This is a genomic window from Longimicrobium sp. (assembly GCF_036387355.1).
Classification (GTDB): domain Bacteria; phylum Gemmatimonadota; class Gemmatimonadetes; order Longimicrobiales; family Longimicrobiaceae; genus Longimicrobium.
Map to the genome: position 1 here is coordinate 1 of NZ_DASVTX010000211.1, position 11,821 is coordinate 11,821.

Genomic DNA, 11,821 nt, shown 5'->3' on the forward strand with positions numbered 1-11,821 from the left:
CCCGCATCTTTCACCTGGCCGCCGCGCCGGACCTCCCCGGGATGGCGGACACCATCGCCACCATCGGCGCGACGCTGCGCACCACCCCCGTCCTGTGCGCCAGCTGCGGCGAGCCTCTGTGCCAGCGCGGTGATCCGCGCCGCCCCGGAGGCCCCGTGTACGCGGTGGTTCCCGACGACCTGCGGTCCATCCTCATCTGCCCGTTCTTCTTTTCGCCGGAAACGTCCAGCGTCTTCCGCCGCCGCACCCTTCTGCACGAGGCAGGGCACGCCGCCGGCATTGACGACGCCGCGGACTACCGGCATCCGCCCTACTGCAGCGACGCCGACCACGACTGCATGGACCCCTGCCCCGCGGGCGGCGACACGCTGCGCAACGTGGATGCATGGGCGTGGTTCATCCAGTGCATGGCCGGCCCGCAGTCCACGGACCCCGAGCCCTGCACCTTCAACTCGCGGCAGCGCGCCCTGGTGACGGCCTCGCGGTTCGACGCGCTCTCCGTGGCCGGACGCGCGGCGCAGGCGGCCAGCTCGGGCGACCGCCACGTCGCCCGGATGGCGAGCCGCATCTTTCACGTGGACCCGGACCTCCCGGTCCTCGCCGGCATCGCCGTCCGCATTCACCACGCGCTGGGCGGCACCCCCGTGTCGTGCGGCGCGGAGGGGGACGGCAACTGCGGCAGCACCGATCCCGCCAGCGGCCGCGGCCAGACGCTTGTGGCGGTGCCGGCGGACATGGGAACGCTTTTCGTGTGCCCCGCCTTCTACGCCGCGGGAACGGGGGAGCGGCGGCGCGCGCTGCTGCGGGAGGCGGCCCGCCTGGCGCGGATCGACGCGGACCACCCGGACGGCGCGCGGGAAAGGTGCGGCGCATCCGCCACCGGCTGCGCCGACCCGTGCCCCGCCGTGATCGGGCTGGGCAGCGCCGACGCGTGGGCGCGGTTCCTGGAATGCGCCAGCTTCAGCTCGTAGGCCGCGCGGGCCTCCTCCTCGCGCCCGCGCTTCGGGGGCCGCGCCGCATCCGTCCCCGGCACGTTGTATCCCCCGCCCCGGCATCCTACATTCCCGCCGCCATCGCATTCCCTCCGTCCCGCACGCCCGTACAGGCCATCAGGTGAGCGAAAATACGCCGCGCGTCGGCATCATCATGGGCAGCCGCTCGGACCGCGAAACCATGCAGGAGGCCGCGCGCGTCCTGGACGAGTTCGGCATCGCGTACGAGATGCAGGTCGTGTCCGCCCACCGCACGCCGGACCTCATGTTCCGCTACGCCGAAACGGCGGAGGAGCGCGGCATCGAGGTCATCATCGCCGGCGCGGGCGGCGCGGCGCACCTGCCGGGGATGACGGCGGCCAAGACGACGCTTCCCGTCATCGGGGTCCCCGTCCTTTCCTCCACGCTGAACGGCATCGACTCGCTCCTTTCCATCGTGCAGATGCCCCGCGGCGTTCCCGTGGCCACGGTCGCCATCGGCAAGGCGGGCGCGGCCAACGCCGGGCTGCTGGCCGCGCGCATCCTGGGGAGCCGCGACCCGGCCCTGCGCGCCCGCCTGCGCGATTTCGCGGAGCGGATGGCGGCAGACGCGCTGCGCACGGAACAGGAAGGGCACGGATGACGGCGCGCGACGCTCAGGCGCCGTTCCTTCCGGGCGCCACCATCGGCATGGTGGGCGGGGGGCAGCTGGGCCGCATGTTCGCCCTGGAGGCGCGGCGGATGGGGTACCGCCTCATCGTGCTGGACCCGGGGGAGGACACGCCGGCCGCGCAGTTCTGCGACGGCCACATCCGCGCCCCGTTCGAGGACCTGGACGCCTGCCTGGAACTGGCGCGCCGCTCGGACCTGGTCACGCTGGAGTGGGAAAACGCCGACGTGGCCACGCTGCGCGAAATGGAGCGCATCGTCCCCGTGCGCCCCGGCCCGGCGGTGCTGGAGGTGGCACAGCACCGCGTGCGGGAGAAGGAGACGGCCCGCTCGCTGGGCGTGCTCACCGCGGACTTCCGCCCCGTCCGCACCCGCGCGGATCTGGATGAGGCGCTGCGGGAGGTGGGCACGCCCGCCATCCTCAAGACCGCACGGATGGGGTACGACGGCAAGGGCCAGGCGACCATTCGCACCGCGGCGGAGGCGGACGCGGCGTGGGAAGCGGTCGCCGCGCAGGGGGACGAGTTCATCCTGGAGGCCCGTGTCCCCTTTCAGATGGAGGTGTCCGTCGTCTGCGCGCGATCCGTCAACGGCGAGACGGCCTGCTTTCCCGTGGCGGAAAACGAGCACCGCAACGGCATCCTGCACCTGACGCGCTGCCCGGCGCGCATCCCGGCCGGGGCGGCGGAGCAGGCGCTGTCGGTGGCGCGCACGCTGGCGGAGGGGCTGGGGGTGATCGGCCTGCTGGCGGTGGAGATGTTCGTGGACCCGCAGGGGCGCATCCTGATGAACGAGATTGCGCCGCGCCCCCACAACTCCGGCCACCACACGCTGGAGGCGTGCGGCGTGTCGCAGTTTGAGCAGCAGCTCCGCGCCGTGTGCGGGCTGCCGCTGGGCTCCCCCGCCCTGCTGCGCCCGGCGGCCATGGTGAACCTGATGGGCGAGGACGCGGGCACGGGGCTGGACCGGCCGGGGGTGGTGGATGCGCTGGCCGTGCCGGAAACGGCGCTGCACCTCTACGGAAAAGGCTCCGCGCGCCCGGGCCGCAAAATGGGCCACCTGACCTCGCTGGCGGACGATGCAGACACCGCGGCCGAGCGCGCCATGCGGGCCTGGACGGCCATGGCGGGAGGGGGCTGAACAAGGCCCTTGCGTCCGCGGGGCGCCCGTCGCCATTGTAGAAACACACACCTCAATCGCGGCCCACGCTCCACCTCACCTCAAGCCGCGGCGCCGCCCTCCAGGCAGGTCACGGGGGTGCCGCAGATGTCCTCGGGCGGCCGCATTCCGCGGCCCGCGGCGGATTGAAACAAATCCCGCCCCCCGGCGTAAAGACAGATAGCGAAACGGCTTTGCGTTCGTGCCAGCGGGTGGCCCGGCGCTTGCCCTTTCACACGGCAGGATTGAGCCTGGGGGAGCAAAATGATCCTTCACTGCAATTTCGAAGAGCTGCGGGCCCTGGCCTCGGCGGGCGAGGCGGTGGTCGCGGCGGCGGAGGGCGAAAGCCAGTCGGGCGCCGTGCAGGCCCCGGCCGAGGGGATCGCCCGCGTGGAGATGCTGCTGCCCCGCCTTACGGGTGACTTCAGCATCGAGACGCTTCAGGACCAGCGCCGGGTGCGCGCGGCCGTCGGCCTCATCTGCGACGACCTGCGCGGGCGCATGGACCAGAGCATCATCGAGCACAATCCCGCGCACGAAGAAGCGGTCACGCTCTACTTCGACTACGGGCACTCCCGCTCGGTGCTGCACCGCCTGGACGTGATGGGCTCCGAAATGGAGGCCATCGTGGACCTGATCACCGGCGGCCACCCGGAGATCGGCGAGTCCATTCCCTTTCCCGACTGACGCGCGCCTTCTGCACGGCCCGCGACGCACGAAGCCCCGCGACTCCCGGTGAGTCGCGGGGCTTCGGCGTTCGCTCAACGCCGATTAGAAGCAGGCGGCGCAGTCGCTGAACCAGACGTGGCAGATGTCGGGCTCGCTGATGCCGGCCCCCACCAGGAGCGCGGCCTGCGGCTCGGGCTCGGTGGCGAAGGTGACGACTTCCAGGGTTTCGGGATCCAGCTGCATGGGAACTCGCGGAGTGCGGGATGAACGAAAAGCCGCCCGCGGGGGGCGGGCGGCGGGGCCGGCTTACAGCGCGGCGTTGGTGCCGTCGGGGACGCACGACACGCAGTCGCTCACGTACACGATGCAGATCGGGTACGCGCTGTCCTGTAGAATGACGGTGGACGGCTCGGTGCTGCTGGTGCTGGTCTGGAAAGAGGTGACTTCCAGCGACTCGGGATTCAGCTGCATGGTGCAGGCTCCTGATTTGGAGGGCGAGGGTGCGGCGCGGGTTCCGGCGCCGTGAAAAGGAGGCCGCCGGCGCGCGGGCGCCGGCGGGTCGCGCAAGCCGCGTTACTCCACACCCGTGGCCGGGTCCGGGAAGCACGAGACGCAGTCGCTCACGTACACGATGCAGTCCGGGCCGCTGCCGGTGGTGGGCAGCGACTGCGACGAGGCCGGCTCACCGGTCACGAACGAGCTGACGTTCAGGCTCTCGGGGTTCAGCATGGGAGTCCTCCGGGTGGGTGATTGGGGGTGCCCGCCAGCAGAATCCGGCGGGTTCCGGAACATAGCGGCCCCTGCTCCTTTGTTCAATAGGAGGCGTAAAACGTAAGCAGAGAAAACAGCCGCCCCTCTCGTACTCTCGTACTCTCGTACTCTCCTACTCTCGTACTCTGGTTCATCCTACCCTGTCCGCTTCCCCGCCCCGCGGCGATCCTTCCGCAGCCCGGAAGGGACGGCGTCGTTCCACGACGCCGCGCATTTCCGGTTCACCCGAGATCAAGACGATGCTTCGGATTGCAGGATATGCGCGCCGCGCGCTGCTGGTTGGCGCGGGGCTGGTTCTGGCGGGATGCTCCGCGGCGGACGGCCGCGGCGAGGCGGGCCCTACGCTTCCCGACAGCGGCGCGCACGCCACGGCCGCGCTGCCGGTGGTGAACCTGCGCGTGCTGGTGGATACGGCCACGCGCGGGCTGATCAAGAACGGAACCGGGGCGTACGTCGTTCCCGGCGTTGCGGCGCTGGACACCTTTCGCCTCGCGGTGGATTCCGCCGTCGCCGGGCGGGTGGCCGGCGCGGACGCCCTGCTGGACCGCTACGGCTACGACGTGTACGCCATCCGCGAAGCGGTTACGCAGGACTCGCTCGTCGTCATCCGCGAGCGCATTCCGGCGGGCGGGCAGGTGGCCCGCGGGTGGGGCACGTACGTCTTCAACCCGCGCGGCCAGAACGCGGCGGACATCCACGTGAACCATCCGGTGGACGACGAGTTCTCCGAAGACATCGCCGCCGACCTGTACCGCTCCTGCCGCTGCCGCTGGTTCCTGATGGCCGGCGCCCGGCGCGACGCCAATGCCGGCGAGACGGCGGACATGGCGCGGCAGACCGCGAGCGTGTTTCACACCATCCACGACCGCGTGGCCGTCGCGGGAACGCGGGCGCTCTCCATCCACGGCTTCCGGGTCGAGAACCACACCGGCAACCTCCCCGCCGGCACGCGGCTGGTGATGAGCAACGGCCGCAGCACCGCGGTGTCGCAGCCCGTCTACACGGCGGCGGAGCTCACGGTGCGCACGCGGATGAACCAGGCCGGGTACGCCGCCGGGCTGTTCGGCGCGGACACGGCGTACAAGGCGCTGAGCGCCACGCAGAACCCGCAGGGCCGCACCAGCAACGACCGGCTGGGGTGGGGGCACTGGCTGCACCTGGAGCACGAGCGGGTGCTGCGCGAGGACTCGGTGGCGTGGAAGCAGTCCAACGCCGTGCTGCGCCAGTGGATCATCGACCACCCCGCGCCCTGAGGGAACGCGCGGATGACGACGTGAACGGGGGCGCCGCGATTCCGCGGCGCCCCCGTCGTGCCTGCCTCCATCCGGCCGAGCACCGGCGCGCAGATACCCGGGTACGCGCAAGGCGGATGAGGAACACCCGCCGAGCGTCGTGGCGCATCCGCGCGCCAGGAGAAGAGACGGGGCGCCGCACTGCGGGCGGTGCCCCGTTTCGCGTCATTCATCCCGGGCCAGTCCCGGCCATGCCCGCCACCCGTCCGGATCGCCGGGCTGCTCCACGATCCGGTATTCGCCCCCGATCACCACGAAGCGCAGCTCGATGCGCGGGCCGGCGTTGTCCGCCAGGTGCAGGTTCCAGTCGTCCCGCGACCACCGCCCGGCGGACTGGCGCATGCCGATGCGCCGCAGCGCCGTACCCTGCGCGTGCAGTTCGTACGTTCCGTCCCACCTCAGCTTCAGCCATGACGCACCCGCCCTCCACTCGCCGGGAACGTCATCGGTGCGGGGAACCGCATTCCAGGCCTCCACCGACGTTCGTGGCACGAGCACCCCGGCCAGCACCACCGCGCCCAGTAGCCCGGCACCCCCCATCACCCGCCGCATGCGGCGGGGACGCCGCAGCCCCGAAGCGGCCAGCGCCGCGCCGCAGAGAAGGGCAAGTGACGCCGCGATCCAGAAGCCGGTGCCGAGGCCGGAAAACATGGCTCCGCGACCCGGTCAGCCGCGGAAGACGAAGAACACCGCGCCGGCCATGCAGCACGCGGCCCACAGGTAGTTCAGCGAGACCGGCTGCTTCATGTAGAAGACGGCAAAGGGGACGAACACGGCCAGCGCGACGACCTCCTGCAGGATCTTGAGCTGCGGCAGCGTGAGCGCCGTGTAGCCGATGCGGTTGGCGGGAACCTGCAACAGGTACTCGAACAGGGCAATCCCCCAGCTTGCCAGCGCCGCCACGATCCACGGCCTGGCGCTCAGGTTTCGCAGGTGCGCGTACCACGCGAACGTCATGAACACGTTCGACAGCAGCAGAAGCCCCACCGTCTTGAGGATCGTCGCGTTCATCGCAGCAATACGAGAGTTGGATCCGGCGCCGGGCGGGGGCCGTCAGCGGGAGCGCAGGACGCGCTCGCCGGTGCGCAGGTCGTAGACGCCGAACCCGACGTACTCCCACGGGCCGGTGTCGCGGGCCAGGATGTAGGTGCGCGCGTCGCTCCCTACACGAAAGAAGAGCAGCGGCTCCACCGCGCAGACCGTGTCGCGCTGGCGCATGGGCGCCCACTCGGGGTGCCCGAAGCGCGCCGAAACCACCCGCCGCGCGCCCGGATCGTACACAAAGAAGAGCGAGGCGCGGGTGTCGCGGTCGGAGCCGTAGGCCAGCGCCGCGGGCCAGTACACCGCCACCCGCGACTCGCCCTCCACCACGCGAACCACGGGCGTGCCCAGCACCAGCGACTCGCTGCGGTCACCCGGCGCGCGCAGCGCCTCGGCGCGCTGGTACAGCCGCACCGCTTCCGCGCGCAGCAGCGCCAGCGCAGCCGTGTCCAGCGTCACCGCGCGGGGCGCCAGCAGCCGTACCCCCGCGTCCGCCTGCCAGAACAGCATGGGCGCGCCGGGCTCCGGGCCGGCGTCATGAACGGACAGGGCGTACGGCGCCTCGTACAGGTCGCCGGTGCGGGCGTACACCTGCTCCACGCGCACCCGGGCCGTGCGCCCGCTGCCGTCCACGGCGCGCATCTCGTCGCCCGTGCTCATGGTGTCCACGCGCACGGGGCACCCCGTGGAGTGGAACTCGCGGCCGTCGTGGCAGCCGATGAAGCGGGTGGCGTTGCCCTCGATGAACGAATCGGGATCGTACACGCCGAAGAGTACGCCGCGCTGGCCCAGGGCGGGCGTGGACGCCAGCAGCGCCGGCAGGAGCAGGCGATGGTACTTCATGGTGGCTGTGGTGCGTGGGTGCGCCGCCCCCGGGAAGCCCCGGGGGCGGCGCGGGTGCATCAGAGGATGTACTTGCGCAGGTCTTCGTCTTCCACGATGTCCTTCAGGCGGTCGCGCACGCGCACGGCGTCCACGGTGATCGTCTTGTCGGCCAGGTCGGGAAGGTCGAACATCACGTCTTCCAGCAGCGTGGTGAGCACCGTGTGCAGCCGCCGCGCGCCGATGTTTTCCATCCGCTCGTTCAGCTGCGCCGCAGTGCGGGCCACCTCGCGTACCCCCTCGTCGGTGAACACCAGCTCGGCGCCGTCGGCGGCGGCCAGCGCCCGGTACTGCGACACCAGCGCGTGCTTGGGCTCCTTGAGGATCCGCACGAAGTCGTCTTCCGACAGGCTGCTGAGCTCCACCCGGATCGGGAAGCGCCCCTGCAGCTCCGGAATCATGTCCGACGGCTTGCTGACGTGGAACGCGCCGGCGGCAATGAACAGCATGTGGTCGGTGCGCACCATGCCGTACTTGGTCTGCACGGTGGAACCCTCCACCACGGGAAGAAGGTCCCGCTGCACCCCTTCGCGCGACACGTCCGGGCCGGGCGCGCCGCCGCGCTCGCCCGCGATCTTGTCGACCTCGTCCAGAAAGATGATCCCCGTGTCTTCCACGCGGTCCAGCGCCTCGTTGATCACCTCGTCCATGTTCACGAGCTTGTCGAGCTCGTCCTGAAGGAGGATGCGGCGCGCTTCGGCCACGGACACGCGGCGGCGCTTGGTCTTCTTGGGCAGCCACTCCTGCAGCATGTCCATCAGGTTGCCGTCCATGCCGCCGCCGCCGTCCATGCCGCCGCCCATGGGCACCATCATGTTCTCGATGGGCATGCTCTGGCTCACCTCCACCTCCACCTGCCGCTCCTCGAGCTTGTTCTCGCGAAGCAGCTGGCGGAACTTCTCGCGGGTGCGCTCGCGGCGCTCGCGGCTGGCGGCGTCCTCCACTGGCTCGGCCTGGCCGGAGGGGGAGGCGAACCACACGCGGTCCTTCTTTTCCCCGTCTCCCGGTGTGGGCGCCGGGGCCTCGGCGGGGGGAATGAGCAGGTCCAGGAGGCGGTCCTCCACCCGCTTTTCCGCCTCCTCCTGCACCTCGTCCTCGCGCTCGGTGCGCACCATGTTCACGCCCACGTCCACCAGGTCGCGGATCATGGATTCCACGTCGCGGCCCACGTAGCCCACTTCGGTGAACTTGCTGGCCTCCACCTTGACGAACGGCGCGCCGGCCAGGCGGGCCAGGCGGCGGGCGATCTCCGTCTTTCCCACCCCCGTGGGGCCGATCATGATGATGTTGTTGGGGACGATCTCCTCGCGCAGGTCTTCGGCCACGCGCTGGCGCCGCCAGCGGTTGCGCAGCGCGATGGCTACGGCCTTCTTGGCGGCCTGCTGCCCCACGATGTACTTGTCCAGCTCGGCAACAATCTGCCGCGGAGTCATTTCGTCCAGCCAGAGCGGCTCGGCCGGCGGGCCGTCGGGCGCGGGAATCACGCCGCCCTCGGGCGCGGCGCCCGGCTCCGCGGGCGCGGCCTCGTGGGCCACCGCCGCGCCGGGCGTGGAATCGTCCGGCGCGCCGGGAACGTCCGTCTCGTTGATCGCCATCATCTCACTCGATTTCAAAAACGTGGGAGCCGGTCAGTCCAGCTCCAGCACGGTGATGTTCTTGTTGGTATAGATGCAGATGTCGCCCGCGATGCCCAGCGCCTTGCGCACGATCTCGTCCGCGGGGAGGTCCGAGTGGTCCTTGAGCGCGCGGGCGGCGGCGAGCGCATAGCTCCCGCCGCTGCCGATGGCGACGATGTCGTCGTCGGGGGCGATCACGTCGCCGTTGCCGGAGAGCATGTACAGGTTCTCGGCGTCGGCCACGGCCAGCAGCGCCTCCAGGCGGCGCAGGTAGCGGTCGCTGCGCCAGTCCTTGGCCAGCTCCACCGCGGCGCGCGACAGGTTGCCGGGGTAGCGCTCCAGCTTTTCCTCGAACTTCTCGAACAGGGTAAAGGCGTCGGCCACGGAGCCGGCGAACCCGGCCAGCACCTTGCCGTCGCGCAGCTTGCGCACCTTGGTGGCCGACGACTTGGCGACCACGTCGCCCATGGTTACCTGCCCGTCGCCGCCCAGCGCCACCTTGCCGTCACGGCGCACGGCGAGAATGGTCGTGGCGTGGAACGTGGGAATGCTCATCTATCCGTCTGTCCGTCGTGTCTTTTTCGTTTGATTGGGGCGCAGCGCGGCGCCACCGGGCACAAAGTCGCGCGGCGCCGCACCTTACGCAACCGTGTCCGCCCCCGGGCCGGTTTGGCAGAGAGCGCAGGCGGAGCGCGCCGTGCATCCGCGGCCCCGCGTGGCCCTTGCCCGGCCGCGCCCTCACCCGTCCGCACTGAGACGCGTCCACCCTTCCCCATGAACAGATGTGGGAGAGGAGGCACACGGCAACGGCGCCCCTCCCCCGGCCCCTCCCCGTGCAAACCCCGCACGCAGAGGGGAGAACGGCAGACGGGCGTGCTCCGCAAGGTGCCGAGCGGTCGGAGAGGCCCCCTCTCCCCGGCCCTCTCCCCCGCTCCGCGGGAGAAAGGGAGACCTCACTGTGAGGGCGGCGGTCGGCGCCGAACTCCACGGCCGCGCAGGTGCCAGCCTCACGGCAGTATCGTGAGGCTTTCAGCCGTTGTTGCGGGCGACTTCAGTCGCTCAGCATTCCAGCGGCGCCGATCCCTGCCGCGCCCCCGAAACTCGCCCTCCCTCAACCCTCCCCCAGTCTGTTTTGGGGGAGGGTGGGCCGGTGGTGCCGGCCCGGGGCGCCGCCCTGAGCTCCGCACTCCGCACCCAGCACTCACGCACCCAGCACTCACCCACTCCGCACTCGCCCTTTACGCCCGCGGATGCGCGAGCCGGTACACGGCCTTGAGCCGCTCCTTGCTGGTGTGCGTGTAGATCTGCGTGGTGCTCAGGCTGGCGTGCCCCAGCAGTTCCTTCACCGCCAGCAGGTCCGCGCCGGAATCCAGCAGGTGCGTGGCGAAGCTGTGCCGCAGCGAGTGCGTGGACAGGCCGCTTTCTCCCCCGACGACGCGCAGAAACTCGCCCACGATGTTCTGGATCTGCCGCACGGAAAGCCGCCGCCCCGTCTGCCCCACGAACACCGCCCGCCCGTCCGGTCGCGTGGCCGCCGCAATCACTCCCTCGCGCGCCTCGTAGTACCCGCGCAGCGCGCGCAGCGCCATCCGGCCCACGGGCACGATGCGCTCCTTGCGCCCCTTGCCCATCACCCGGACGCGCTCGGAAACCAGGTCCACGTCGCCCACGTTCAGCCCCTGCAGCTCCGAAAGCCGCAGCCCGGCGGAGTAGAACAGTTCCACGACCGCCAGGTTGCGCAGCCCGTGAAACCCGCCCGCCTCCGCCCGCAGCAGCGCCGCCTCAAAGATGCGGTCCATCTGCTCGCGGGTCAGAAAGCCGGGGAGCACCCGCTGCTTCTTCGGCGTCCGCACGGCGCGGGCGGGATTGGCCTCCACCCGCCCCTCCACGTGCAGAAAGCGGTAGAACGAGCGGATGGACGACAGCTTGCGCGCCACGCTCGTCCGCGCCAGCCCGCGGCGGCTCACGCAGTCCCCCATCCACGAGCGGATGGCCAGCCGGTCCACCCCCCCCCACGTCCACTCCGGCGCGCCGTAGTAGCGGTCCAGAAAGTCCTGGAACTCGCGCAGGTCGTCCGCGTAGGCGCGCACCGTCTGCGGAGAGAGCTGGCGTTCGTGCGCCACGTAGCGCAGAAACTCGTCCAGCTCGCCCCCGCGACTCGCTTCGGCGCCGGCGGACGAGGCGCTCACCGCGCGGCGGCCGCGGCTTCCACGCCGCCCGTGATGCCGTGCTCCTCCATCCACGCGGCAAACGCCGCCCGTCCGCGCTCGGCGAGCTGAATGCGCTTCTCGTCCTTGTCCTTCACGCGGTGCGGCAGCGGGTCCAGCAGGCCGAAGTTGCTGTTCATCGGCGCGAAGTGCTTGGGCTCGCTCTCGCGCAGGTAGCGCATCAGCCCGCCCATCATGGTCGTGGGCGGGGGCACGACGGGCTCCTCGCCGCGGACGATGCGGTCCAGGTTGGCGGCGGCCAGAATGCCGGTCGCGGTGGATTCCGTGTAGCCCTCCACCCCCGTGATCTGCCCCGCGAAGATCAGCTCCGGCCGGTCGCGCAGCGAGCCGTGCGCGGTCAGCGTGGCGGGAAAGTTCAGGTACGTGTTGCGATGGATGCTGCCCCAGCGCAGAAACTCGGCGTTCTCCAGCCCCGGGATCATCCGGAACACGCGGCGCTGCTCCGGGATCTTGAGCCGGGTCTGGAAGCCGACCAGGTTCCACAGGTTCCCCGCGCGGTCTTCGCGGCGAAGCTGCACCACGGC

General features: G+C 71.0%; 15 protein-coding genes. 5 read left to right on the top strand and 10 right to left on the bottom strand.

Annotated features, from left to right (window positions below; genetic code table 11):
• From VF665_RS09065 to VF665_RS09080, 4 genes are all read left to right on the top strand, one after another.
• Positions 1 to 971: hypothetical protein (locus VF665_RS09065; RefSeq protein WP_331053096.1), on the top strand; the 971-nt coding region annotated here is incomplete at its 5' end.
• Positions 972 to 1,146: 175 nt separating this feature from the next.
• Positions 1,147 to 1,614, top strand: a complete 468-nt coding sequence (gene purE / locus VF665_RS09070) for a 5-(carboxyamino)imidazole ribonucleotide mutase (RefSeq protein WP_414678453.1) — start codon at positions 1,147 to 1,149, stop codon at positions 1,612 to 1,614.
• Positions 1,611 to 2,780 carry a 5-(carboxyamino)imidazole ribonucleotide synthase gene (locus VF665_RS09075; protein ID WP_331053098.1) on the top strand — a complete coding sequence of 390 codons (1,170 nt, stop codon included), beginning with the start codon at positions 1,611 to 1,613 and terminating at the stop codon, positions 2,778 to 2,780. Before purE ends, VF665_RS09075 begins: the two co-directional genes overlap by 4 nt.
• Before the next feature lie 282 nt (positions 2,781 to 3,062).
• Entirely contained in the window at positions 3,063 to 3,485 is a 423-nt protein-coding gene (locus VF665_RS09080) for a hypothetical protein (protein ID WP_331053099.1), read from the top strand.
• Between the two features lie 84 nt (positions 3,486 to 3,569).
• Here VF665_RS09080 and VF665_RS09085 read toward each other — a convergent pair whose 3' ends face one another.
• The 3 genes from VF665_RS09085 to VF665_RS09095 form a co-directional block, all read right to left on the bottom strand.
• Positions 3,570 to 3,710, bottom strand: a complete 141-nt coding sequence (locus VF665_RS09085; RefSeq protein ID WP_331053100.1) for a hypothetical protein — start codon at positions 3,708 to 3,710, stop codon at positions 3,570 to 3,572.
• A 63-nt stretch (positions 3,711 to 3,773) separates the two neighbouring features.
• Positions 3,774 to 3,938: a hypothetical protein gene (locus tag VF665_RS09090; RefSeq protein ID WP_331053101.1), complete on the bottom strand. Its 165-nt coding sequence runs from the start codon at positions 3,936 to 3,938 to the stop codon at positions 3,774 to 3,776.
• A gap of 102 nt (positions 3,939 to 4,040) precedes the next feature.
• A complete protein-coding gene (locus tag VF665_RS09095) occupies positions 4,041 to 4,196 on the bottom strand; it encodes a hypothetical protein (RefSeq protein ID WP_331053102.1) in 156 nt (51 codons plus the stop codon).
• A 281-nt stretch (positions 4,197 to 4,477) separates the two neighbouring features.
• On the opposite strand from VF665_RS09095, the gene VF665_RS09100 reads away from it, so the two are divergent.
• Entirely contained in the window at positions 4,478 to 5,491 is a 1,014-nt protein-coding gene (locus tag VF665_RS09100) for a hypothetical protein (RefSeq protein ID WP_331053103.1), read from the top strand.
• A gap of 204 nt (positions 5,492 to 5,695) precedes the next feature.
• Here VF665_RS09100 and VF665_RS09105 read toward each other — a convergent pair whose 3' ends face one another.
• The 7 genes from VF665_RS09105 to VF665_RS09135 all read right to left on the bottom strand — a co-directional run.
• Positions 5,696 to 6,181 (bottom strand): hypothetical protein, encoded by a 486-nt coding sequence (locus tag VF665_RS09105; protein WP_331053104.1) that lies wholly within the window; start codon positions 6,179 to 6,181, stop codon positions 5,696 to 5,698.
• A 15-nt stretch (positions 6,182 to 6,196) separates the two neighbouring features.
• A complete protein-coding gene (locus VF665_RS09110; RefSeq protein ID WP_331053105.1) occupies positions 6,197 to 6,541 on the bottom strand; it encodes a DMT family protein in 345 nt (114 codons plus the stop codon).
• Between the two features lie 42 nt (positions 6,542 to 6,583).
• On the bottom strand, positions 6,584 to 7,414 hold the full coding sequence (locus VF665_RS09115; RefSeq protein ID WP_331053106.1) for a hypothetical protein: 831 nt from the start codon (positions 7,412 to 7,414) through the stop codon (positions 6,584 to 6,586).
• A 59-nt stretch (positions 7,415 to 7,473) separates the two neighbouring features.
• Positions 7,474 to 8,886, bottom strand: coding sequence for an ATP-dependent protease ATPase subunit HslU (gene hslU / locus VF665_RS09120; RefSeq protein WP_349263116.1), 1,413 nt, complete (start codon positions 8,884 to 8,886; stop codon positions 7,474 to 7,476).
• A 195-nt stretch (positions 8,887 to 9,081) separates the two neighbouring features.
• The gene (hslV, locus tag VF665_RS09125; RefSeq protein ID WP_331053108.1) at positions 9,082 to 9,624 is read right to left on the bottom strand and encodes an ATP-dependent protease subunit HslV; all 543 of its coding nucleotides are present in this window, start codon (positions 9,622 to 9,624) and stop codon (positions 9,082 to 9,084) included.
• 683 nt (positions 9,625 to 10,307) lie between these two features.
• Positions 10,308 to 11,258 (bottom strand): tyrosine recombinase XerC, encoded by a 951-nt coding sequence (locus VF665_RS09130; protein ID WP_331053109.1) that lies wholly within the window; start codon positions 11,256 to 11,258, stop codon positions 10,308 to 10,310.
• On the bottom strand, positions 11,255 to 11,821 hold a 567-nt coding region (locus VF665_RS09135; RefSeq protein WP_331053110.1), incomplete at its 5' end, for an FAD-dependent oxidoreductase. The genes VF665_RS09135 and VF665_RS09130, both read right to left, overlap by 4 nt.

Bases quoted from the DNA above. Each gene is read 5' to 3' on its own strand.
- hslV (WP_331053108.1), bottom strand. From the start codon at position 9,624: ATGAGCATTCCCACGTTCCACGCCACGACCATTCTCGCCGTGCGCCGT.
- VF665_RS09105 (WP_331053104.1), bottom strand. From the start codon at position 6,181: ATGTTTTCCGGCCTCGGCACCGGCTTCTGGATCGCGGCGTCACTTGCC.
- VF665_RS09100 (WP_331053103.1), top strand. From the start codon at position 4,478: ATGCTTCGGATTGCAGGATATGCGCGCCGCGCGCTGCTGGTTGGCGCG.
- VF665_RS09085 (WP_331053100.1), bottom strand. From the start codon at position 3,710: ATGCAGCTGGATCCCGAAACCCTGGAAGTCGTCACCTTCGCCACCGAG.
- hslU (WP_349263116.1), bottom strand. From the start codon at position 8,886: ATGACTCCGCGGCAGATTGTTGCCGAGCTGGACAAGTACATCGTGGGG.
- VF665_RS09095 (WP_331053102.1), bottom strand. From the start codon at position 4,196: ATGCTGAACCCCGAGAGCCTGAACGTCAGCTCGTTCGTGACCGGTGAG.
- VF665_RS09075 (WP_331053098.1), top strand. From the start codon at position 1,611: ATGACGGCGCGCGACGCTCAGGCGCCGTTCCTTCCGGGCGCCACCATC.
- VF665_RS09080 (WP_331053099.1), top strand. From the start codon at position 3,063: ATGATCCTTCACTGCAATTTCGAAGAGCTGCGGGCCCTGGCCTCGGCG.
- VF665_RS09115 (WP_331053106.1), bottom strand. From the start codon at position 7,414: ATGAAGTACCATCGCCTGCTCCTGCCGGCGCTGCTGGCGTCCACGCCC.
- VF665_RS09110 (WP_331053105.1), bottom strand. From the start codon at position 6,541: ATGAACGCGACGATCCTCAAGACGGTGGGGCTTCTGCTGCTGTCGAAC.
- VF665_RS09090 (WP_331053101.1), bottom strand. From the start codon at position 3,938: ATGCAGCTGAATCCCGAGTCGCTGGAAGTCACCTCTTTCCAGACCAGC.
- purE (WP_414678453.1), top strand. From the start codon at position 1,147: ATGGGCAGCCGCTCGGACCGCGAAACCATGCAGGAGGCCGCGCGCGTC.